General features: G+C 64.2%; 16 protein-coding genes and 1 pseudogene. 11 read left to right on the forward strand and 6 right to left on the reverse strand.

Annotated elements, in window-relative coordinates:
• Positions 1 to 15: 15 nt before the first annotated feature.
• The 4 genes from RBA40_RS09015 to RBA40_RS09030 all read left to right on the forward strand — a co-directional run bounded on the left by RBA40_RS09015 (position 16) and on the right by RBA40_RS09030 (position 2,823).
• Positions 16 to 810, forward strand: a complete 795-nt coding sequence (locus RBA40_RS09015) for an N-acetylmuramoyl-L-alanine amidase (RefSeq protein WP_306647600.1) — start codon at positions 16 to 18, stop codon at positions 808 to 810.
• Between the two features lie 18 nt (positions 811 to 828).
• Complete coding sequence (locus RBA40_RS09020) at positions 829 to 1,737, forward strand: LysR family transcriptional regulator (RefSeq protein ID WP_306647601.1); 909 nt, start codon at positions 829 to 831, stop codon at positions 1,735 to 1,737.
• Positions 1,710 to 2,345, forward strand: a complete 636-nt coding sequence (locus RBA40_RS09025; RefSeq protein WP_306647602.1) for a M15 family metallopeptidase — start codon at positions 1,710 to 1,712, stop codon at positions 2,343 to 2,345. Before RBA40_RS09020 ends, RBA40_RS09025 begins: the two co-directional genes overlap by 28 nt.
• 76 nt (positions 2,346 to 2,421) lie before the next feature.
• Positions 2,422 to 2,823: a GNAT family N-acetyltransferase gene (locus RBA40_RS09030; protein WP_306647603.1), complete on the forward strand. Its 402-nt coding sequence runs from the start codon at positions 2,422 to 2,424 to the stop codon at positions 2,821 to 2,823.
• A 48-nt stretch (positions 2,824 to 2,871) separates the two neighbouring features.
• On the opposite strand, the gene RBA40_RS09035 is transcribed toward RBA40_RS09030, so the two are convergent.
• From RBA40_RS09035 to RBA40_RS09055, 5 genes and pseudogenes are all read right to left on the reverse strand, one after another.
• The gene (locus RBA40_RS09035) at positions 2,872 to 3,642 is read right to left on the reverse strand and encodes a Fic family protein (protein WP_306647604.1); all 771 of its coding nucleotides are present in this window, start codon (positions 3,640 to 3,642) and stop codon (positions 2,872 to 2,874) included.
• The gene (locus RBA40_RS09040; RefSeq protein WP_306647677.1) at positions 3,528 to 4,145 is read right to left on the reverse strand and encodes a hypothetical protein; all 618 of its coding nucleotides are present in this window, start codon (positions 4,143 to 4,145) and stop codon (positions 3,528 to 3,530) included. The genes RBA40_RS09035 and RBA40_RS09040 overlap by 115 nt, the downstream gene beginning before the upstream one ends.
• Positions 4,146 to 4,256 (reverse strand): annotated as a pseudogene (locus RBA40_RS09045) (hypothetical protein); the annotation flags it as partial.
• Positions 4,257 to 4,498: 242 nt separating this feature from the next.
• Positions 4,499 to 5,971: a D-alanyl-D-alanine carboxypeptidase/D-alanyl-D-alanine endopeptidase gene (dacB, locus tag RBA40_RS09050; protein ID WP_306647605.1), complete on the reverse strand. Its 1,473-nt coding sequence runs from the start codon at positions 5,969 to 5,971 to the stop codon at positions 4,499 to 4,501.
• Positions 5,972 to 5,985: 14 nt separating this feature from the next.
• Positions 5,986 to 7,224 (reverse strand): spore maturation protein, encoded by a 1,239-nt coding sequence (locus RBA40_RS09055; protein WP_306647606.1) that lies wholly within the window; start codon positions 7,222 to 7,224, stop codon positions 5,986 to 5,988.
• A gap of 162 nt (positions 7,225 to 7,386) precedes the next feature.
• Between RBA40_RS09055 and RBA40_RS09060 the strand changes: the two genes are divergently transcribed.
• From RBA40_RS09060 to RBA40_RS09070, 3 genes are all read left to right on the forward strand, one after another.
• On the forward strand, positions 7,387 to 9,114 hold the full coding sequence (locus RBA40_RS09060; RefSeq protein ID WP_306647607.1) for an ABC transporter substrate-binding protein: 1,728 nt from the start codon (positions 7,387 to 7,389) through the stop codon (positions 9,112 to 9,114).
• Positions 9,115 to 9,248: 134 nt separating this feature from the next.
• Positions 9,249 to 12,077, forward strand: coding sequence for a TonB-dependent receptor domain-containing protein (locus RBA40_RS09065; protein ID WP_306647608.1), 2,829 nt, complete (start codon positions 9,249 to 9,251; stop codon positions 12,075 to 12,077).
• Between the two features lie 51 nt (positions 12,078 to 12,128).
• Positions 12,129 to 13,181 carry a S66 peptidase family protein gene (locus tag RBA40_RS09070; RefSeq protein WP_306647609.1) on the forward strand — a complete coding sequence of 351 codons (1,053 nt, stop codon included), beginning with the start codon at positions 12,129 to 12,131 and terminating at the stop codon, positions 13,179 to 13,181.
• 29 nt (positions 13,182 to 13,210) lie between these two features.
• On the opposite strand, the gene RBA40_RS09075 is transcribed toward RBA40_RS09070, so the two are convergent.
• Positions 13,211 to 13,870, reverse strand: a complete 660-nt coding sequence (locus tag RBA40_RS09075; RefSeq protein WP_157778274.1) for a hypothetical protein — start codon at positions 13,868 to 13,870, stop codon at positions 13,211 to 13,213.
• Between the two features lie 748 nt (positions 13,871 to 14,618).
• Here RBA40_RS09075 and RBA40_RS09080 point away from each other — a divergent pair.
• The 4 genes from RBA40_RS09080 (at position 14,619) to RBA40_RS09095 (ending at position 20,982) form a co-directional block, all read left to right on the forward strand.
• Entirely contained in the window at positions 14,619 to 17,150 is a 2,532-nt protein-coding gene (locus RBA40_RS09080; protein ID WP_306647610.1) for a M4 family metallopeptidase, read from the forward strand.
• A gap of 154 nt (positions 17,151 to 17,304) precedes the next feature.
• Positions 17,305 to 18,495, forward strand: a complete 1,191-nt coding sequence (locus tag RBA40_RS09085) for a type II secretion system F family protein (protein ID WP_306647611.1) — start codon at positions 17,305 to 17,307, stop codon at positions 18,493 to 18,495.
• Positions 18,492 to 20,189: a GspE/PulE family protein gene (locus tag RBA40_RS09090; RefSeq protein ID WP_306647612.1), complete on the forward strand. Its 1,698-nt coding sequence runs from the start codon at positions 18,492 to 18,494 to the stop codon at positions 20,187 to 20,189. The genes RBA40_RS09085 and RBA40_RS09090 overlap by 4 nt, the downstream gene beginning before the upstream one ends.
• Positions 20,176 to 20,982: a hypothetical protein gene (locus tag RBA40_RS09095; protein WP_306647613.1), complete on the forward strand. Its 807-nt coding sequence runs from the start codon at positions 20,176 to 20,178 to the stop codon at positions 20,980 to 20,982. The genes RBA40_RS09090 and RBA40_RS09095 overlap by 14 nt, the downstream gene beginning before the upstream one ends.
• The last annotated feature ends 1 nt before the right edge of the window (position 20,983 follow it).

Raw genomic sequence — 20,983 nt, forward strand, 5'->3', positions numbered from 1 at the left:
CTTCTACTTTTGCCGATGAAAACCCTGCTCGCCACGCTCTTGATCGCCCTGCTTTCCGGCTGCGCCACCGGCCCAACCATCGACCGCACCTACTCGGCCAAGGGCCAGAGCAGCCGCGTCAAGTTCGTCATCCTGCACTACACGGCCATCAACCTGCCGCAATCGATCAAGGTATTGACCGAGCAGACCGTCAGCAGCCACTACCTGCTGACCGACGAAACATCCCCCATCGTCTACGGACTGGTCGATGAAACGCGCCAGTCCAACCACGCCGGCGTATCGCACTGGAAAAACTACACCCTGCTCAACGGCAGCTCGGTCGGCATCGAAATCGTCAACCCCGGCTTCACCGAAACTCCCAACGGCCGCATCTGGTACCCCTTCCCGCAAGCGCAGGTGGACCGCCTGATCGTGCTGCTCAAAGACATCGTCAAACGCCACAACGTCCCGCCCGAAAACATCCTCGGCCACAGCGACATCGCCCCCCAGCGCAAGCAGGACCCGGGCCCGATGTTCCCGTGGTTCCAGCTGGCCCAGCACGGCCTGGTGGCCTGGCCCGACGCCGCCAAGGTGGCTGCGGCGCGCCCCGTGTACGACCTGCTGCTGCCGGACGTGGCCTGGTTCCAGGCGCGCCTGGCCACCTTCGGCTACGCGGTGCCGCAGACCGGCCTGCTCGACGAAGCGACCCGCAACGTCATCGGCGCCTTCCAGATGAAATACCGCCCGGCCACCATCGACGGCACCCCGGACGCCGAAACGGCGGCCCTGCTCGACGCGCTGACCGCCCCGGCCGTGAAACCAGCGGCATAACAGGACCGGGACCGCACCATGCGCCTGCGCCACATCGAAGTGTTCCACGCCATCATGCAGGTGGGCACCATCAGCGGCGCGGCCCAAGTGCTGCACATTTCGCAGCCGGCCGTGACCAAGGTCTTGCAGCACTGCGAGCTGCAGCTGGGCATGCCGCTGTTCGAGCGCGTGCGCGGCAAGCTCTATCCCAAGCCCGAGGCGCACCGCCTGTTCGCCGAAACCGAGAAACTGCACCGCGACCTGCAAGGCATCCGCCGCCTCGCGGCCAGCCTCAAGGGCCGCGCGGTCGAAACCATCCGCCTGGTGGCCACGCCGACGATTGCCATCAGCGTGCTGCCGCAGGCGATGACGGTGTGGCGCAAGGCGTTCGCGCACACGCGCTGCGAGCTGGCCACCCACCACACCAGCGAGATCGTCCATGCCCTGCGCCTGGGCGAAGCCGACCTGGCCCTGTCGCTGCAAGACCCGCGCCACCCCGGCATCGTGGCCGAAGTGATTGCCGAAGGCGTGATGACGGTGATCGCCCCGGCCGGCAGCTGGAGCGAGGAAGCCTGCGGCCGGCCGGTCTCGGCCGATGGCCTCAGCGGAGAACTGATCGGCCACGCCGACAACGATCCGCTCGGCCAGCTGCTGGTGGCCGCGTGCGAGGCGCAGGGCGTCCATCCGGTGTTCCATACGGTGGTGCAGACTTACCAGATCGCCCGCTCGCTGGTCGAGGCTGGCGCCGGCATGGCGGTGGTCGATCCATTTACGGCCGCCTCGGCGCACGATGGCAAGGTGCAGCGGCGCGCCTGGGCGCCAGCCATTCCGGTGCAATTGTTTTTGCTCACGGCCAGCCATGCGCCGCTCTCGCATGGCGCGCGCGAGCTGGTCGCCAGCATCGGTGCGGCGGCGCGGCAATGCCTGGCGCACGGGGCGCCGTCATGATCGAGGGCTTGCCGATCGAACAGCTTGGCCAGTGCGCCGACTTCCGGCATTTATCCAGCATTGGCGGGATCGCCGTCGATCTGCGCTATGCGAGCGTCGACAACTTCACCGGGCGCGACCTGTACTCGCCATTCGACTGCGCCTGGCTGCACCGCGACGCCGCAGCGGCGCTGGAGCGCGTCGTGGCCTGGCTGGCGTTGCAGCGGCCCGGCTGCAGCGCGCTGATCCTCGACGCGCTGCGCCCGCAGCGGGTGCAGGAAGCGCTGTGGGACGCGCTCAACGGCACCGGCCTGCGCATGTACCTGGCGCCACCGGAGCGCGGTTCCATCCACTCCTTCGGCATGGCGCTCGATATCACCCTGCTCGACGAACACGGGCATGAACTCGACATGGGCACCGTCTTCGACGACATGAGCGAGCGCTCGCACCCGGCGCGCGAGGCGCTGCTGCTGGCGCGCGGCGAACTGACGCTGCCGCAGGTGGAAAACCGGCAACTGCTGCGCGCAGCGATGGCGCAGGCTGGCTTCGTGGGCATTTCCAGCGAATGGTGGCACTTCGATTGCGGCGACCGCGACTGGGTGCGGCAGACCTTCCAGCGCGTGCTGTAAGGCGGCGCCAGCGCGCCGACTCGCTGCCTGTTACCATAAAGCACCTTCAACGCCCGGCGCACGCCGCTTCCTGCCCATGAATATCAGCCTGGACGACGAGATCGGCGACGCCGAAGTCATTGCCCTGTACCGCGCCAACGCGTGGTCATCCGCCGACAAGCCGGAGCAGTTGATGGCCGCGCTGCGCAACTCGCACAGCCTGGTGACGGCGCGCGAGGATGGTGTGCTGGTCGGCATCGGCAACGCGATCTCGGATGGCCATCTGGTGGTCTACTACCCGCATTTTTTGGTGGACCCGGCGCACCAGCGCAAGGGCATCGGGCGCCTGATGATGCAGGCCTTGTGCGCGCGCTACGCCGGCTTTCACCAGCAGATGCTCACGGCCGACGGCGACGCCATCGCCTTCTACGAATCGCTGGGCTTCACCCGCGCCGGCCGCACCGCGCCAATGTGGATCTACGCCGGCACCGAACATTAATCTGCGTACCTCAGCCGGTGGGCAATAGCGGCGAAGCACTGCCGATAGCTACTGCCCAGGGCGTCCGTCATCGATCCAGGCCTGTGTTTCTTTCATGCCGAGCCGGTACCGCGCACAGTTAAACTCTGCCAGGACGTTCAGTTCCTGCGCGAGCAATTGCTGGAACCTTGGCGTGTCCTCGGCAGGCAATTCAAGGGAATCTATTGCATTGGCCATTGATTGACGGCGTCGGACCACCGATCCCACCGCTTCGCTGAGTGCTTCGCGGTACTTGACGCGGAACGGGTCTGGTGAATCCAGGGATCCCGATATAGCCTTGTATTTGGTTTGGGAGCGTCGATACGTCCAATCGAAGAGGTCCACCGCCATCGAGACATCGCAAGCTTCGTAGACACCCATCATCGCCAGCGCATAATCGTCACGGTCGACATCGAGAAACGACAGCGGGGCCTGGTTGTACAGCATCAGTGGAATATTGGCGGCGACCCGGCTCACCCGCTTGTTGCCGTCCTCAAAAGGCTGGAGATACGCCAAGTTTACCCAGAGGAAAAAGGCTGCCTCCAAAGGATTCTTGATGTGCTGTGCCTTGACGATAATGCGCTCGAACATCTCTTCCAACACCGCCGGAACCTGGTTCGGAATATAGGTACTGCCGCTGAGGTTGGCTACTTTCGTGCGAATTGCGCCGAGTGACGCAACATCAACTAACAGGTCATGCATGAGTACGGCGTGTACATTGCGAACCAAACCGGTGTTGAGCCCTTGTATGGGAACAGCATCCACAATGAACTCAATGGCAGCTTTGTGATTGAGCAGCATGACAGCATCGCTGTCGGTAGCGGCAGCGCCGCTTTGAACAGCTCTTCCGTATCGAGAAGGGTGTAGCGATTGCCTTCGAGGCGAGAGGATGACCATGAAAGGTCGATGAGTAATTGCTCCAGCACCTTCCGAGCATAGGTGCCCGCCGGAAGTTGGCCCGGAAGACGACCGAGCGCCACCAGTTCATCTGCGAGCTCCGGTGGCAGCAAGAACGTCTCGTTGGGCTTGTAGTCGTCAACAAATTCCCGACGATACGTGACGGGTGTACGTGCAGCCAGAGGCATTGTCAGTTGTTGCCGGAGCTGAAGGCTTGCGGTACGCCAGCGCGGCCCAACTCCGGGGGACTTGGCTACGGCGGGCACCTGTTTTTCCACTTGTTCACCGACAACAGGAGCATCTGTTGGCCGGAGACGATATCGAGTAGCGCGGGCCTTGCCGGTGACCTCAACCTTCCCGGCCGATACCAAGCTGGACAACATTCGCTTGACCGAAGACTTGTTCAATCCAGTAGCGTCGACGAGCTGAGACGATGAGACAAACCCGTTCCCACCCGTGGCCATACGGCTCAGGGCTTGCAGCAGAACTACGAGGGTCGGGGGGAGCGTACCTTGCATAAATTGGGCCGATAGTATGAGCCGATTTTAGCTAAATTGAGCATCGTTGGTGAGTATCGGCGCAATTTTTGAGTATTGGCTCATTTTCTGAGTATTGGCTCACTTTTTGAGCATCGGCTCAATTTTTAAGTATCGGCTCATTTTCAGAATATCAGCTCGATTTGTGCGGGTCGGGCAATGCACGACGTAGCGAAATTTGTTCCGCCAGCGTAGACCAGGCCCGTGCGGCTCGCATCCCTGCTCTACTGAGACAGGCTCTGATTAGTAGAGCCCGACCGCGCCACCCAGTCCACCAGCGCATCGAGCACGGCGCGGCCCTTGCCGTTGCCGATCAGCTCGCTGTTGATCATGGCCACCACCACGCATTGCTGACCCGTGGCATCGCGCACGTAGCCGGCCACCGCCACCACGTTGCGCAAGGTGCCGGTTTTCAGGCGCGCGCGCTGCGCCGCCGGGCTGTCGGCCAGGCGCCGGCGCATGGTGCCGTCGACCGCCGCAATCGGCAGGCTGCTCATGAATTCCGGCGACCAGTTGCTGCGCAGCCCCGCTTGCAGCACGCCAGCCATCTGCACCGCACTGATGCGCTCGATGCGCGACAGGCCCGATCCATTTTCCAGCACCATCCCCGTATCGTCGATGCCGCGCGCACGCATCCAGTCGCGCACGGTGCGGTCGGCGCGCGCCACCGTGGTTTCGCCGGGGATGGTGGCCAGCGCGCGGCTGCCCACCACCGGGTCCGCTTCCAGGCTGCCCAGGGTCAGGAACACGGTGCGCGCCAGGGTATTGTCGGAGCTCTTGTTGTAGTCGCGCACGATGTCGGGCAGGGTGCGCGACGCATGCTCGGCCAGCAGGCGCGTGGCCGGCGGACTGGCCGCTTCGATGGTCTCGCCCACCAGCACGCCGCCCAGGCGTTTCCAGGTGGCGCGGAACAGGCGGTCGAGGTAATCTTGGCGGTCCAGCACGTTGACGCGGTAGGTTTTGGTGCAGTGCTTTGGAAAGCTGCCCTTGAGCAGCACCGTAATCTTGCCGAGCCGGTCGCGCTGCACGTCGGGTTGCTTCCAGCCATTGGCCCAGCTGCCGCAGTCGGCGTCGACCAGGGTCATGGCCGCGCTGATTGTCACGCCGTCGAGCTCCGGATACGCCACCGCCGCCAGGGTGCGCGACCCCGAGCGCAGGTCCAGTTCGAGCATGTTCTTGTTGACCATCAGCGCGTCGGGAATCACGTTGGTGTAGGCCTCGGGCGATTCGTCGAACTGCGGCGCGCCGATGTCGGGCCGGGCCGGGTTGAACAGCTGGCGGTCCAGTACCAGGCGCCCCTCGATCTTGCGGATGCCCTGATTGCGCAGCGATTGCAGCATGCGTTCGAGCACCTCGCCGCTGAAGTCGGCATCGGCCCCGCCCCGCAGCACCAGGTCGCCGCGCAGCACGTCGCCGCTGACGCTGGGGCCGGCGCGCAGTTCGGTGCGTCCACGGAAGGCCGGCCCCAGCTGGTCGAGCGCGACCATCGTGGTCACCAGTTTCATGGTCGAGGCGGGATTGAGCGGACGCTCGGCCAGATGCGACAGCAGCGTCGCATCGCCGCGCAGCACCAGCGCGCTCATGGCATCTTCGGGAATGCTGGCATCAAACAGCAACTGGCTGACCGGCGCGGGCAGCTGGGCGCTGGCGGCGCCGGCAAAGGCCAGCAGGACGGCTAGGGCGAGTGGGCGTAGCATGGCCATGCTCCCGATCAGCCGAAGAACAGGTAAGCGACGCAGATGGCCGTGACGATGCCGGCGAAGTCGGCAATCAGCCCGCACGAAATCGCATAGCGCGTCTTGCGGATGCCCACCGAGCCAAAATACAGCGCCACGATGTAGAACGTGGTGTCGGCCGAACCCTGGAAGATGCAGGCCAGGCGCCCGACGAAGGAATCGACGCCGTAGGTGGTCATGGCATCGATCATCATCGCCTTCGATCCGCTGCCCGAAAGCGGCTTCATCAGCGCGGTGGGCAGCGCCGGGGTGAATTCGGTCGGCATGCCGAGGCTGATGAAGATCCACTCCAGCCCGCGCACGACAAAGCCGAGCACGCCCGAATTGCGGATCACGCTGATCGCCACCAGCATCCCCACCAGGTAGGGAATGATGGTCAGCGAGGTCTGGATGCCGCCCTTGGCGCCTTCGATGAAGGCTTCATACACGTTGACCTGCTTGCGCATGGCGCCGAGGATGAAGATGATGATGATCGAGAACAGGATCAGGTTGCTCGACACGCGCGACACCAGTTCGATTTCCGGCTTGGTCAGGTAATTGGTGAAAAAGAAGATCAGGGCGCAGATGGCGGCCGTCATCCCGCCCAGCCAGCCGAGCACGACGCGGTTGAGCAGGTTGATGCGTTGCTTGATCGACACCACGATAATGCCGGTCAGGGTGGCCACGTAGGTGGCGATCATGCAGGGAATAAAGATGTCGGACGGGTCCTTGGCGCCGAGAATGGCACGCTGGGCCATGATTGCCAGGGGAATCAGGGTCAGGCCGGAGGTGTGCAGCACCAGGAACATGATCTGGGCATTGCTGGCCGTATCCTTGTCGGGATTGAGCGTTTGCAAGCTTTCCATGGCCTTCAGCCCGAACGGGGTCGCGGCATTGTCGAGCCCGAGCAGGTTGGCGGAAAAATTCATCACCATGTGGCCGGTGGCCGGGTGTTCCTTCGGCACGTCGGGGAAGATGCGCGAGAAAAAGGGCGAGATCACCTTGGCCAGCCAGCCGATGGCGCCGGCCTTTTCGCCGATGTTCATGATGCCGAGCCACAAGGTCATCACGCCCGCCAGCGGCAGGGCAATGTCCATCACGCCCATCTTGGCCGACTCGAAGGTGCCGTCGACGATTTTCTTGAAAATCTCGGTATCGCCGAGGAAAATCCACTGCGCCAGCGCCGCCAGGAAGCCGACCAGGAAAAAGCCGGACCAGATGTAATTTAATGCCATATCGTATTCGTTTCGCGTTAGGGAGCCGATGTTGCAGCGAGAGTATAGGCGCAGGTTACCGCGAAATAATGAAACCATGCAGCTTGACTATGTAAAAAACGTGCGCGCGCCATCCTCGCCTATCATACGCATCGATATGTACCAGACCCGCCTGGACCCGCCATGACGATTTTCCGCCTTCTTGCCGCCGCTGCGGCCGCGCTGCTGCTCGCCGCCCCGTGCCCGGCGCAGGCGGCCGGCAAGGTCCTGCATACCTTGCTGACCACCAGCGAAACCGGGCTCGACCCGGCGGTGGCGTCCGACATCGCCACCCTGAGCCTGCTGGAAAACCTGTTCGACCCGCTGCTGCGCTACGATTACGACGCCCGGCCGGTGGCCCTGCGCGCCAACGCGGCCGCCGCGCTGCCGGAGGTGAGCGCCGATGGCCTGGTGTATACCTTCCGCCTGCGTCCCGGCATGCTGTTTAGCGCCGATCCTGCCTTCCGCGGCCAGCGCCGCGAGGTGACGGCGGCCGACTATGTGTACAGCCTCAAGCGCCTGTACGATCCGGCCCTCAAGTCGCCCTGGCTGTTCCTGTTCGATGGCAAGATCAAGGGCGACGCCGCGCTCAAGAGCGGCTTCAACCATGCCGCCGACATTGCCGGCCTGCAAGCGCCTGATCGCCACACCCTGCGCATCACCCTGGCCGCGCCGGACAAGAATTTTCTGTTTTACCTGGCGACGCCGGCCTCGGGTGTGGTGGCGCGCGAAGTGATCGAGGCCTGGCCGGGCCAGGCCGGCAACCATCCGGTCGGCAGCGGCCCGTTCCGCCTGGGTGAGTGGAAGCGCAGCGACAAGATCGTGTTGCTGGCCAACCACGACTGGGGTATCACCCGGCACGGCCGGCCCCTGCCGCTGCTGGACCGGGTCGAGGTGCGCATCGCCGAGGAATTCCAGGGCCGCATGCTCGGTTTCCTGGGCGGCGAGTACGATTATCTGGAGCAGGTGCCGGAATCGCTGACCGACATGGTCATCCGCAACGGCCAGCTCAAACCCGCGCTGGCGGCACGCGGCATCATGCTGAACCGCTTCCCGGTGCTGCAAACCTATTATATGTGGATGAACATGGAAGACCCGGTGCTGGGCGGCTACGGCAACGGCAAGGTGGCCCTGCGCCGGGCGATTGCGCTCAGCTACGACAGCGCGGAAGATATCGGCCTGCTCAAGAAAGGCTTCGCCCTGCGCGCCGAGTCGCCGCTGCCGCCGAATGTGCTCGGCTACGACCCCGCCTACCGCACCCCGGTGCCGTACAACAAGGCGCTGGCGCAGGCGCTGCTGGAGCGCTTCGGCTACCGCCAGCGCGACCCGGACGGGTTTCGGCGCGCTCCGGACGGCAAGCCGCTGACCCTGACCATGCACAGCGAGGCGACCGTCGTCGGGCGCCTGCGCGACGAGCTGTGGCGCAAGAACCTGAACGCCATCGGCTTGCGCGTGGTATTTCGGACCGACAAGAAGACCGAGATCATCAAGGCTTCGCGCCTGGGCAAGGTGCAAATGTTCGAGAGCAACTGGATCGCCGATTTTCCGGACGGCGACAATTTTTACCAGTTGCTGTACGGCGCCAACCGCGGCCGCGCCAACTACGCGCGCTTCAACTTGCCGGCCTATAACGAGCGCTACGAACAGGCGCGCCAGCTGGGCGACTCGCCGGCGCGCCAGAAGCTGTATGGCGAAATGAATCAGTTGATCCACGCCTACAACCCGTGGGTGCCGCTGACCCACCCGCTGTCGGCCGACCTGCAGCATCCGTGGTTAAAAAACTACAAGCGCCATCCTGTCGAATTCACCACGTGGCGCTACCTCGACATCGATCCGGAACAGCGCGAACGCGCCAGTAAAATGGCACGTTAATGCAGGGTGAATAGCGCCACAGGCCATGCCCTGAAGTTATAGTTGCCTCAGGAAATTTCATTAGCTGGCCTACCGGCGACCGCGTACGCTCGTTCGATTGATGACGTCTTGCCAAGAAAAACAAAGGAGAAACCGTGGAGTTAAAGAAGCTAGCGCAACTGATTGCCCTGATGTGCGTGGCCGGTCCGGCTGCGGCGCAGGCGGCGGACCAGCCGATGGCGCGCGTGGAAATCACCGGCAGCAGCATCAAGCGCATCGCCAAGGAAGGCGCCCTGCCGGTCGAAGTGATTTCGCGCAAGCAGATCGAAGCCCAGGGCATCGTCAACGCCGAGCAACTGATCGCCACCCTGAACATCAACGGCAATGGGTCCGACAACCTGGCCAGCAATGCCGACGTCACGTCCGGCTCGCAGCGCGGCAACAACGGCGCGTCCTCGGCCAACCTGCGCGGCCAGGGCGCCGACAGCACGCTGGTGCTGCTCAACGGGCGGCGCGTGGCCACCCACGGCATGAAAGGCTCGGCGGTCGACCTCAATTCGATTCCCTTCGCGGCGGTCGAGCGGGTGGAAGTGCTGAAAGACGGCGCCTCGGCCATCTACGGCACCGACGCCATCGGTGGCGTGATCAACTTTATCCTCAAGAAAAACTACAAGGGCCTGGAAGCGCAGGCGTTCACCGATGTCACCGAAGCGGGCGGCGGCAATATCGCCCGCTACCAGGTCACGGGCGGCTTTGGCGACTTGCAGGAGCAGGGTTTCAACCTGCTGTTCGCCGTTTCCACGGGCGAAAACAAGGCCTTGCGCGGCGACCAGCGCGACTTTGTCAACACCTTCCAGCCCGAGCGCGGCGTCTCGGTCGACACGCGCGGCACGCCGTTCGCCAATGTGTTCGCGACCAGCCTGGGCAACACCATTTTCAGCCGCGCCAGCAATACCGGACCGGTGCGGCGCGGCACCACGCAAGCCTATTCGGGCGTGAGCCTGCTGGACTTGCCGGGCGGCGCCGGCTGCAATTCCATCGATGGCATGGGCGCCTACGACGAGAAGCTGTGGGACACGCCGTCGGGCGGCCTGGGCTGCGCATGGGATACCGGACGTGCGGCCGTGCTGCAGCAACCTGTGAAAAACAGCAATTTCGTCACGCGCGCCACCATGCGCCGCGGCGGGCACGAATTCTTCGCCGAGCTGGTGGGCGCCAAGACCGAGGTGGCCAAGCGCTTCTCGCCCAACCAGGTCTCGCCGGGCGCAGCCACCTTCCCGGCCAGCTCGTTCTATCCGGGCACGGGCGCGGCCTACAACGAGGTGTTCAATGCCCTGGTGGCCGAATTTCCTTCGATCGAGGCCAACCGCGGCTTGCCGATCGCCTACCGCTGGCGCTGCATGGAGTGCGGCGACCGCGAAATCGCCACCGAAAGCCGTGCCGGCCGCCTGCAACTGGGCGCCGATGGCCAGGTTGGCAAATACGACTACAAGGTCGGCCTGACGCGCGCCACCAGCGAATCGGAATCGACCCTGGGCAATGGCTACAACTACACCGCTCCGCTGGCGGCCGCGCTCGGCAGTGGCCTCATCAATCCGTTCCTGACAGCCGGCGAGAAGCAGTCGCAGCAGGCGCTGGACCTGATCCGCGGCACCTCGGCCGCCGGCGTCGTGCTGTACGGCGGCAAGACCACCCTGACGGCCCTTGATGCCTCGCTGTCGGGCGAGGTATACACGCTGCCGGCCGGCCCGATCATGGCCGCGCTGGGCACCGATCTCCGCAAGGAAGAGTACAAATTCAATGGCGACCTGCGCAACCTCTCCGAGCGGCGCGCCATCCTCAACGCGCCCTTCGACGACGTCAATGTGCTGCCCCAAGTGAGCCGCGACATCCGCGCCGTCTACGCCGAAGTGCTGGTGCCGGTGACCAGGGAGCTGGACGTGACGGTGGCGGCGCGCCAGGATCATTATTCGGGCTTCGGCAACACGCTCAACCCCAAGGTATCGTTCCGCTACCAGCCAACCACGCAAGTGCTGTTCCGCGGTTCCTACAACGAAGGTTTCCGTGCACCGGCGTTCAACCAGTTATTCAACGGCATTACCGAATCGACTTACGCGGGCAAGGACCTGGCCGATCCGGGCAAGTGCGCCAGCGGCAAGGTCGACACCTCCAAGCCCGGCTGCGAATCGATCATGCCGATCGTCTACACCGGCGGCAGGGCCAACCTGGGGCCGGAAACGTCGAAACAGGGAACGGTCGGAGTGGTGTTCGAGCCCTCCCCGCGTTTCTCGGCAAATATGGATATCTGGGAAGTGCGGCGCTTCGACACCATCAAGGAAGTCGATCTGCCGGTCATGCTGGCCAACTACGAACTGTTTAAAAACCAATTTGGGCGCGATGCCGACGGCAACCTGGCGGTGATCGACCGGCGCTGGCTCAACACGGGCGCGGCAATTACGCGCGGCATCGAAATCGGCGCCCGCACCAATGGAAAATTGTGGGCTGGCAACTGGGCGGCCGGGGTGGATGGTTCCTACTTGCTCAAGAAAAAGAGCAAGCCATTGGAAACCGCGCCCTACAGCAAGGATGAAGTCGGCGTGTTCAGCTTCACCGGCGACCTGGGCCTGAAGTGGAAGCACACCGCCTACGTGACGTTTGCCAGGGGCGACTGGAGCGCCATGTTCCAGAACGTGTATCGCAGCGGCTACACCGACCAGGTGCTGCCGGGCGTGGCGAGCGGGCGCATCGTGCCGTCCAATTACAACGCCAAGGTCGACGCGTATTCCATCTTTCATGCCAGCCTGAGCTACACTGGCGTGAAAAACCTGAGCTTCACGGCCGGGATCAAGAACCTGTTCGACAAGGATCCGCCATTTGCGATCACCTACGACGGCAACACCGGGGCCGGCAGTTCATGGGAACCGCGGGTAGCCGATCCGCGCGGGCGTTCGCTGACCCTGATGGCCAATTACAAGTTCCTTTGATTCACCAGGCGGGCGGGCGGCTATGCCGTGCCGCCTTTCCCGAAAGCAGCCATGTCCAGTAGCGACAAGATCAGCCGGCGTGCCTTTGCCACGCTGGCGGCGGCCGTCATGCTGCCAGCCGGAGCCCACCATGCGCCACGTCCCATGCCGCGAAGCCTGATCAAACCACCCCGCCTGCGCGCGGGCGACGTGGTCGGCCTGATTGCCCCGGGCGGACGCACCAATGACGAGAGCATCGCCTATGCCGTGGCGCGCATCGAAGCGCTGGGCTTCCGGGTGCGGCTGGGGCCGAATCTGCGCGCCGTGCATGGCGGCTATGCCGGCGCGGTGCAGCAGCGCGTCAACGACCTGCACAGCATGTTCGCCGACCGCGAGGTGAGGGCGATCTGGTGCATCCGCGGCGGCTCGGGCTGCATTTCGCTGTTGGCGCACATCGATTACACCTTGATCCGCGCCAATCCCAAAATATTGCTGGGCTACTCCGACATCAGCGCGCTGCAGCTGGCCATCCTGAAACAGGCGCGGCTGGTGACTTTCCACGGGCCGGTGGCCTCGTCGGGTGTGTCGGAGTATTCGACCGAGCACATGCTGGCCGTGCTGATGCACCCGCAGGAAAGCTACACCATCCCGATGGCGCTGGAAAACAGCCGGCGCGCCCTGCTGGAACCGCATTTCGCCCTGCGCACCGTGACCAGCGGGCAAGCCACCGGCCCGCTCATCGGCGGCAACCTGAGCCTGGTCAGCGCACTGGTGGGCACGCCTTACGCGGCCGACTTCCGCAAAGCGATTCTGTTCCTGGAAGAGGTGAATGAAGCGCCCTACCGGATCGACCGCTGGCTGACCCAGCTCGACCTGGCCGTTGGCCTGGGCAATGCGGCGGCGGTCATGATCGGCATTTGCGACCATTGCGTACCGGAAGATGAAGAACCCTCGCTCACGCTCGACGAAACGCTGGACCAGCACCTGAAACCCTTGGTGGTGCCGGCGGTGAGCGGGTATTCGTTCGGGCATATCCGCCACCAGTTCACCCTGCCGGTCGGCGTGATGGCCCGGCTCGATACGGCGCGCCAGACGGTGACCCTGCTCGAGAGCGCGGTATCCTGATTAGCTGAGCAGAGCGGCCGCTCAGCCGCTCAGTGCGACACGATCTGCGACAGCACCGAAAATGCCGGCCCGGTCTGCGGCTGCTCCAGCAGCACGGTCAGCTCCGAGAAGGTACACATCATGGTGACGACGTTGATTTTGTTCCAGGCCAATTTTTTCAGCACGCCGTGATAGATGCCGGGCGTTTTCAGGGCGTCGGGATTGAGGCGCAGGGTCAGCGCCGTCAGGTTTTCCACCCGGGCAATATGGCGCTCGCTGGCAAAAGCTGATTCCACCATGTGGATCAGCGGCCGGCTGCACACCACCAGCATTTCATGCACCCCGCGCGTGACGGAGACAAAACTGCCCGGATGGCGCTCGGCCAGGGCCAGCAGTTCGCGCTGGCATTCGTTGCTGTTGTCCGAGAGCCGGTAGGTCACCAGGGTCAGATCGGTGCGCGTGGTCAGCTCGCTGGTGCGCGGCGAGAGCACGATCGGCGGCGAGGCCGTCGCCTGCGGCAGCCGCTCGGACAGCCGGCGCAGCGCCATCACCACCGCCGCCTGCCCCACCGGTTTCCACAAATCCGATTCGAGCTGGGGCCGCAGCTGGCGCGCCAGCTCCGACAGGTTGATCAGCCCGAGCGATATCCCTTCCGTCAGGAACGCCGATTCCGACACTATTTGCTCTACTTTGGTCGCGATCGAAAGCATCTCTCTCCGGTCCTCACTTGGGTAGCCGCCGCCCATCCAGCCGCGCGACGTACTCGGGACCAAGCCCTGTCTGCGGTGCATGTTTGTCGCTTTGTTACCGTGAATGGGTTCTCTTGGATTTCCCTACTGGGCACTACTGCCTGTTGCCAGTTCCTGCTGCGGGTGCGCTGTCGGTGAATCGTCAGGTCGACTGAGGTCCCTGGGGATCGGGCTTGGGCAACAGCACCGGGGGAGGAGACAAACATGCCCATGCGAAGGTGAAGTGTGACGTCATGATTTTCCCGTTAACTGATTGCGCTTTATCCGGAGTGTGCCCCGTGCGCTTTAATCCATGTCCCCTGAGAGTTTTTCCCGGCAACTGAGAACGAGTGTAGACCGCATCCCCGTTAAAACGCAATCGAATTGAAGCTGTTGACAGTGCGAATTGTTACATTTCCGCACGTCTTAGAGTACGCCGTCTAATTCTCGCGGATGTAGGAAAAATGCGTCACATTGATCTAGGTCAACAATACATTCTTCAGGCAATTGCATTAAGGACCGTCACGTTTCTGGAAAAGAATGTCTAAAACTGAACATTTGGTGTGCATACGACCAAATCACCCATTTTTTTGACTTGGCTTAAGAAACAGGAGTAGTGTGCATTCTCTCGCGTTCACCGGACCAACTCATCGGCGCGCTCGGGTGGCCGCCACAGCATACGTGGCCAGCAGTTATCTCATTCAATCACTGAACTATCAATGGAGAAATAATGAACTTCCGCAAAACATTGCTCGCTGCGTCGATTGCTGCTTTACCCTTGATGATGGTTGGTCAGGCGCTCGCCAGCGCACCGATCATGGCCGGGCCGACCGCCCTGCATTCGCCGCAACAGGGCCAGGCGCTGGTCGCCAAGCTGGCCGCCACCCGCGCCACCCACGGCCTCGATGCCGACCACGGTTTCTCCATTACCGTGCAGCACCCTGGCGTGATCGGCACGCGCATCAGCCGCGCCGCCCACACCTACAAAGGCGTGCGTGTATTCCAGTCCGAGTCGGTGGTGGTGACCAACGATGCCGGCGAGATCGTCAGCGAGTCGATTTCCGACCGCCGTTCGGGCCTGGGCCAGGGCAGCGGCGGCAATGCCGCCCTGCGCGCGCGCAGCGCCGGCTTGAATGTGGTGCCGCAAATCCAGAGCGCCGCCGCGATCGACACGGTGGTCAAAAAAGTGTCGCCGAACGGTGTACACCATGCGCCGCCAAGCGCCGAACTGATCATCTATCCGACCGTCGTGACCAAGCGCGCTCCCGGCGCCCTGAACAAGTCCGAAGCCCAGCTCAACGCCCTCGACCTGGTCGAGGAAGTGAGCGGCTACGAGCTGGCCTACCTGGTCAAGACGCGCATGATGGAAGGAATCCATCCGGTCTACTACGACACCATCGTCAGCGCCGCCGACGGCCGCGTGATCAAGCAATGGAAAGCGCTGCAGACCGTGGCCGGCACCGGCAAGAGCCAGTACAACGGCACCGTGCCGCTCAACACCAGCCTGTCGGGCAGCACCTACTCGCTGAAAGATCCGTCGCGCGGCACCGGCGGCACCCACGGCATGATGGCGATCACCAACGCCAACAAGGGCACCAGCGCCGGCGCGGTCTACACCAACTCCACCAACGACTGGGGCGACGGCTTGCAGTACAACGGCGGCAGCACCACCAACGCCAACGGCCAGACCGCGGCCGTGAACGCCATGTGGGGCTTGATGAACACCTACGACACGCTGAAAAACGTGCTCGGCTGGCAATCGCTGGATGGCAACAACACCTCGACCTACATCGCCGCCCACGTCAACAGCAACTATGACAACGCCTACTACAGCGATGCCTGCAAGTGCATGTTCATCGGCGACGGCGGCAGCATGTTCACCAGCCTCGGTTCGATCGACGTGATCGGCCACGAAATGGGCCACGGCGTGACCAACGCCACCTCCGACCTGACCTACTCCGGCGAATCGGGCGGCCTGAACGAGTCGAGCTCGGACATCACCGGCGAAGTGGTGGAAGCCTATGCGCGCGCGGGCGGCACCGGCTCGGTCATTCCGAATACCGGCAACGACTGGATGATGGGCAAGGAAATCGCCAAATCGGGCAACCCGCTGCGCTACATGTACAAGCCTAGCCTGGACGGCAAGAGCCCGAACGCCTGGAGCAGCACCATCAAGAACCTCGACGTCCACTACAACAGCGGCCCGAACAACCGCATGTTCTATTTCCTGTCGCAAGGTTCGAACGCCACCTCCTCGTCCGACTACTACAGCCAGTACCTGGTCAAGAGCCCGGCCGCGATGACCGGTATCGGCACCGACAAGGCTTTCCGCATCTGGTTCAAGGCCGCCACCACCAAGTTCACCGCCTCGACCAACTACGCCGATGCGCGTAACAAGGTGCTCGCCGCGGCCCAGGAACTGTATGGCGTGGGCAGCAAGGAAGCCATTGCCGTCACCCGCGCTTACGCGGCCATCAATGTCGGCGCCGACATCGATGAAACCACCACGCCGGGCGGCGGCGTCACGATCAGCTCGCAACCGTCGAGCGTCACCGTGACAGCCGGCGCGACCGCGACGTTCTCGGTCACCGCCACCGGCGGCACCGCACCGTACAAGTATCAGTGGCTGCGTAACGGCACGGCCATTGCCGGCGCCACCTCGGCCACCTACAGCCTGACCGCGCAAACCGCCGACAGCGGCGCCGTGTTCAGCGTGCGCGTGACCGATTCGGCCACCAGCCCGACCACCGCCACCAGCTCGAATGCGACGCTGACGGTGGGCGGCGGCGGCGGCGGTACCACCGAGCGCATCGTCAACGGCGGCTTCGAGTCGGGGACCAACGGCTGGGCCGGCACCACCGGTGCCATCGGTACCTTCAGCGGCCAGTCCGCCTACGAAGGCGCACGCTACGCATGGCTGGGCGGTAATGGCGTGACCCGCACCGAAACGATCACCCAGTCGGTCGCGATTCCGGCCGCGGCCACCTCGGCTTCGCTGAGCTTCGCGCTGCACATCGATACGGCGGAAAACGAAAACGTGGTCTACGACAGGATGACTGTCACGGTCAAGAATGCGGCCGGCACCACCCTGGGCACCCTGGCAACCTACACCAACCTGAACAAGGCTGCCGGTTACCAGGTCCGTACCTTCAACCTGCTGCCGTACAAGGGCCAGACCGTGACCCTGTCGTTCTCGGCGCGTGAAGACTCGTCGCTGCAAACCTCGTTCGTGGTCGACAAGGTAAGCCTGCTTACCCAATAAACCGGGTGACCCCACAAGAGGATGGCTGGCTGTCCGTCCTCTTTTTTCAGCTCCGGCTTCGGCCGGGGCTATTTTTCTTTTAAGGAGCCGTGATGTCACCTGGATAACCAGGCCGAATGCGAAGCAAGGAGTCAATCAGTACAAAGGGTCAACCATGCAGTTTCAACTCCAGGTCCAGGCCGCTGCCGCCGCAGGCAGCCGCCAGCACATCGCCATCGATGCCCCCAGCGAAGCCGATGCCATCCGCATTGCCGCGCGCAAGGGCTGGCGCGTTCTCGCGATCGAGCGCCCGCAGGCGCCGGCCGAACCGCGCCGCAAGCACGCGTTTCCCTTGATGCAGTTCAGCCAGGAACTCCTGGCACTGCTGGAAGCGGGGCTCAACCTCACCGAAGCCATCGCCACCTTGCACAACAAGGAAACCCAGCCCGGCACGCGCGCCACCATCGGCGCCATCTTGCAAACCCTACAACAGGGCAAGAGCCTGTCGGATACCCTGGGCGACTTCCCCGCCATCTTCCCCGAAATTTACGTCGCCACCGTCCACGCGGCCGAGCGCTGCGGCAATTTGCCCGAAGCCCTCGGCCGTTTTGTCGCCTACCAGCTGCAGTTCGAGGCGATCCGCAAGAAGCTGGTGTCGGCCGCCATCTACCCGGTCATGCTGCTGGTGGTCGGCAGCCTGGTCACCCTGTTCCTGCTCGGCTACGTGGTGCCCAAGTTCAGCGTGGTGTACGAAACCTCGGGGCGCGATATCCCCTGGGCCTCGAAAATGATGCTCGGCTTCGGCCAGGTCATGTCGGCCCATCCCTTCCTGTTTCTCGGAGCGCTGGCCGCGCTGGTGGGCGGCCTGGTGTTTGCCCTCGGCCACCCGGCCATTCGCCAGCGCCTGATCCTCGCACTGCTGCGCCTGCCGGTGCTGTCCTCGCGCGCGGCCGAATTCCGGCTGGCGCGCTTTTACCGCGCGCTGAGCCTGCTGCTGCATGCGGGCATTCCCTTGTCGAAAGGGCTGGCGATGGTCTCGGCCATGCTCCTCCCCGGCCAGCAGCAGCAGCTCGACGCCGCGCGCCGCGCGGTGCAGGAAGGCTTGCCGTTCTCCAGCGCGCTGGAACAGAACCAGCTGGCCACGCCGGTCGCCCAATCGCTGCTGAAAGTGGGCGAAAACACCGGCCGCCTGGGCGACATGCTGGAGCGCTCGGCCCGTTTTCACGATGAAGAATTCGCGCGCTGGGTCGACTGGGCCTCGCGCCTGCTCGAACCGCTGCTGATGACCTTCATCGGCGTGGTCATCGGCGGCGTGGTGGTGCTGATGTACATGCCCATCTTCGAACTTGCCGGGAGCCTGTCATGAACGCCCCTGATTTTCCCCACAAGCCGGTGCTGGGCGCGCCGCTCACGGCCGCGCTGGTGCAGCAGGCGCGCCTGGCAGCGCTGGCCCAGGGCCGGCCGATGCTCGCCGTGCTCGAAGAGATGACCGGCGCCGAGCCGGAGGTGTTCATCGCCCAGCTGGCCGCGCTGTTTTCCTATCCGCTATGGACCATTAGCGCGCTGCAGGCCGGCACGCCCGCCTTCGGCCTGATGCCCTACACCGACTGCGCCCAGCGCGAGTGCGTGCTGATGGAAGGTCCCGCCGGCGTTCCGGTGCTGGTGCTGGGCGACCCGTTTGCCGACGATACCCTGCAGTGGGCCGACGCCGCCCTGCACGGCGGCTTTTCCGTGGCGCTGACGCACCCGGACGAACTGACCGCCTACCTGGCGCAGCAGGAAAACGTGCAGCAAGCCATGGCCGGCATGGCCGGCGACGCCGACCAGGTCGAAAGCCTGGACCAGAGCATCGAAGACATTTCGCTGGTGCGCATCAGCGAAGACAGCAGCCCGGTGGTCAAGCTGGTCAACTCCACCATCTACGACGCGCTCAAGTTCCAGGCCAGCGACATCCACCTCGAATGCGACGGCGACAAGCTGATTATCAAATACCGGGTCGACGGCGTACTGGTGCAGGCCGGCCAGGTGCACGGCTTGCAGATGGCCGAACAGATCATCTCGCGCATCAAGGTCATGGCGGACCTGGACATCGCCGAGCGCCGCATTCCGCAGGATGGCCGCTTCAAGGTGCGCGTCAAGGGCGCCGAGATCGATTTCCGCGTCTCGATCATGCCGAATATTTTTGGTGAAGATGCGGTGCTGCGCCTGCTGGACCGGCGCGCCCTGACCGAAGCGGCCCAGTCGCTGCGCCTGGAAAGCCTGGGCCTGAACGCCGACGCCATTGTGCTGATCCGGCGCCTGGCGGCCAAGCCGCACGGCATGCTGCTGGTGACCGGGCCGACCGGCTCGGGCAAGACCACCACCCTGTATGCGGCCATCACCGAGATCAACACGGGACGCGACAAGATCGTCACCATCGAAGACCCGGTCGAATACCGGCTGCCGCGCGTGCTGCAAATTCCTGTCAACGAAAAGAAGGGATTGACCTTCGCGCGCGGCTTGCGCTCGATTTTGCGGCACGACCCCGACAAGATCATGATCGGCGAAATCCGCGACGACGAAACCGCGCAGATCGCGGTGCAGGCCGCGCTCACCGGCCACCTGGTGTTTACCACCCTGCATGCGAATAACGTGTTCGACGTGGTCGGGCGCTTCCTGCACATGGGCGTGGACGCCTACAGCTTTGCCGCGGCCCTGAACGGCATCGTGGCGCAGCGCCTGCTGCGCCTCAATTGCGAACACTGCGCGGTGGAAGTGCCGCCCGACGCCGACGAATTGCGCGACAGCGGACTGACGGCAGCACTGGTAGCCGGCTGGCGCTTCAAGGCCGGCGCGGGCTGTGGTCACTGCCGCGGCACCGGCTACAAGGGCCGCAAGGCGGTGGCCGAAGTACTGATGCTCAACGACGCCATGCGCGAAATGATCACCACGCGCGCCCCGGTCAGCCGCATGAAGGAAGAAGCGTCGCGCGCCGGCTTGCGCCTGGTGCGCGAAGCCGCGTTGGACCTGGTGCGCCAGGGAGAAACTACATTGATGGAGCTTAACCGTGTCACTTACTGAAATCTTCTCCAGCCGCACCGTGTGCGTGGCCCTCGCCCCAGATCTGCTCACCGCCGTGGTCCGCAGCGGCAAGCGCATCGTCGCCCACAGCGAAGTACGAATTCCCCTCGACCAGGCCGACGGCAAATGGGATGGCGCGCTGGCCGCCTTCGGCGCTTACCTGCGCACCGCCGGCGTGACTCTGAAAGGCGTGCCGGTCTCGGTGGCGCTGACCACGCGCTGGTGCCAGCTGGCCATGATCCCGTGGAGCGACGCGTTGCTGCACCAGGATTCGGCGCAGCGCTTCCAGCAGGCGCAGTTCGTCGGCATCTACGGCGACGCCGCGCGCGCCTGGTCCATCGTGTGCGACGACGCGCCGTACGGCCAGCCGCGCCTGGCCTGCGCCATCGAGCGCGACTTCCTGCAAGGCTTGCAGGACGTGGCGCGCGAGTGCGGCCATCCGTGCGTGGCGATCGAATCGGTGTTGTCGATCACCTGGCGCGCCATCGCCTCGAGCCACCCGCAGGCGTTCGCGCTGGTCGAACCGGGCCGCCTGGTGCTGGCCGCCGCCGCCAACGGCCGCATTCACGCGGTGCAGGCGCAAGCCCTGCGCGGCCCGTGGGAGAGCGAACTGCCGCAGGCCTGGCAGCGCTGGACCCTGCGCGCGCCCGAGCTGGGCGAAATCGCGCAGGTGGCGCTGGTCAGCCTCGACGAGCGCCCGGCGCTGCACGCCTTGCCCGACTATTTCGAGACGGTCAAGCTGCCGCCGGCGCCGGCGCCCGGTTACGCCGCCGTGGCGATGATGGGGTGCTGAA

The organism is Massilia pseudoviolaceinigra (assembly GCF_030846505.1).
Taxonomy (GTDB): domain Bacteria; phylum Pseudomonadota; class Gammaproteobacteria; order Burkholderiales; family Burkholderiaceae_D; genus Telluria_A; species Telluria_A violaceinigra.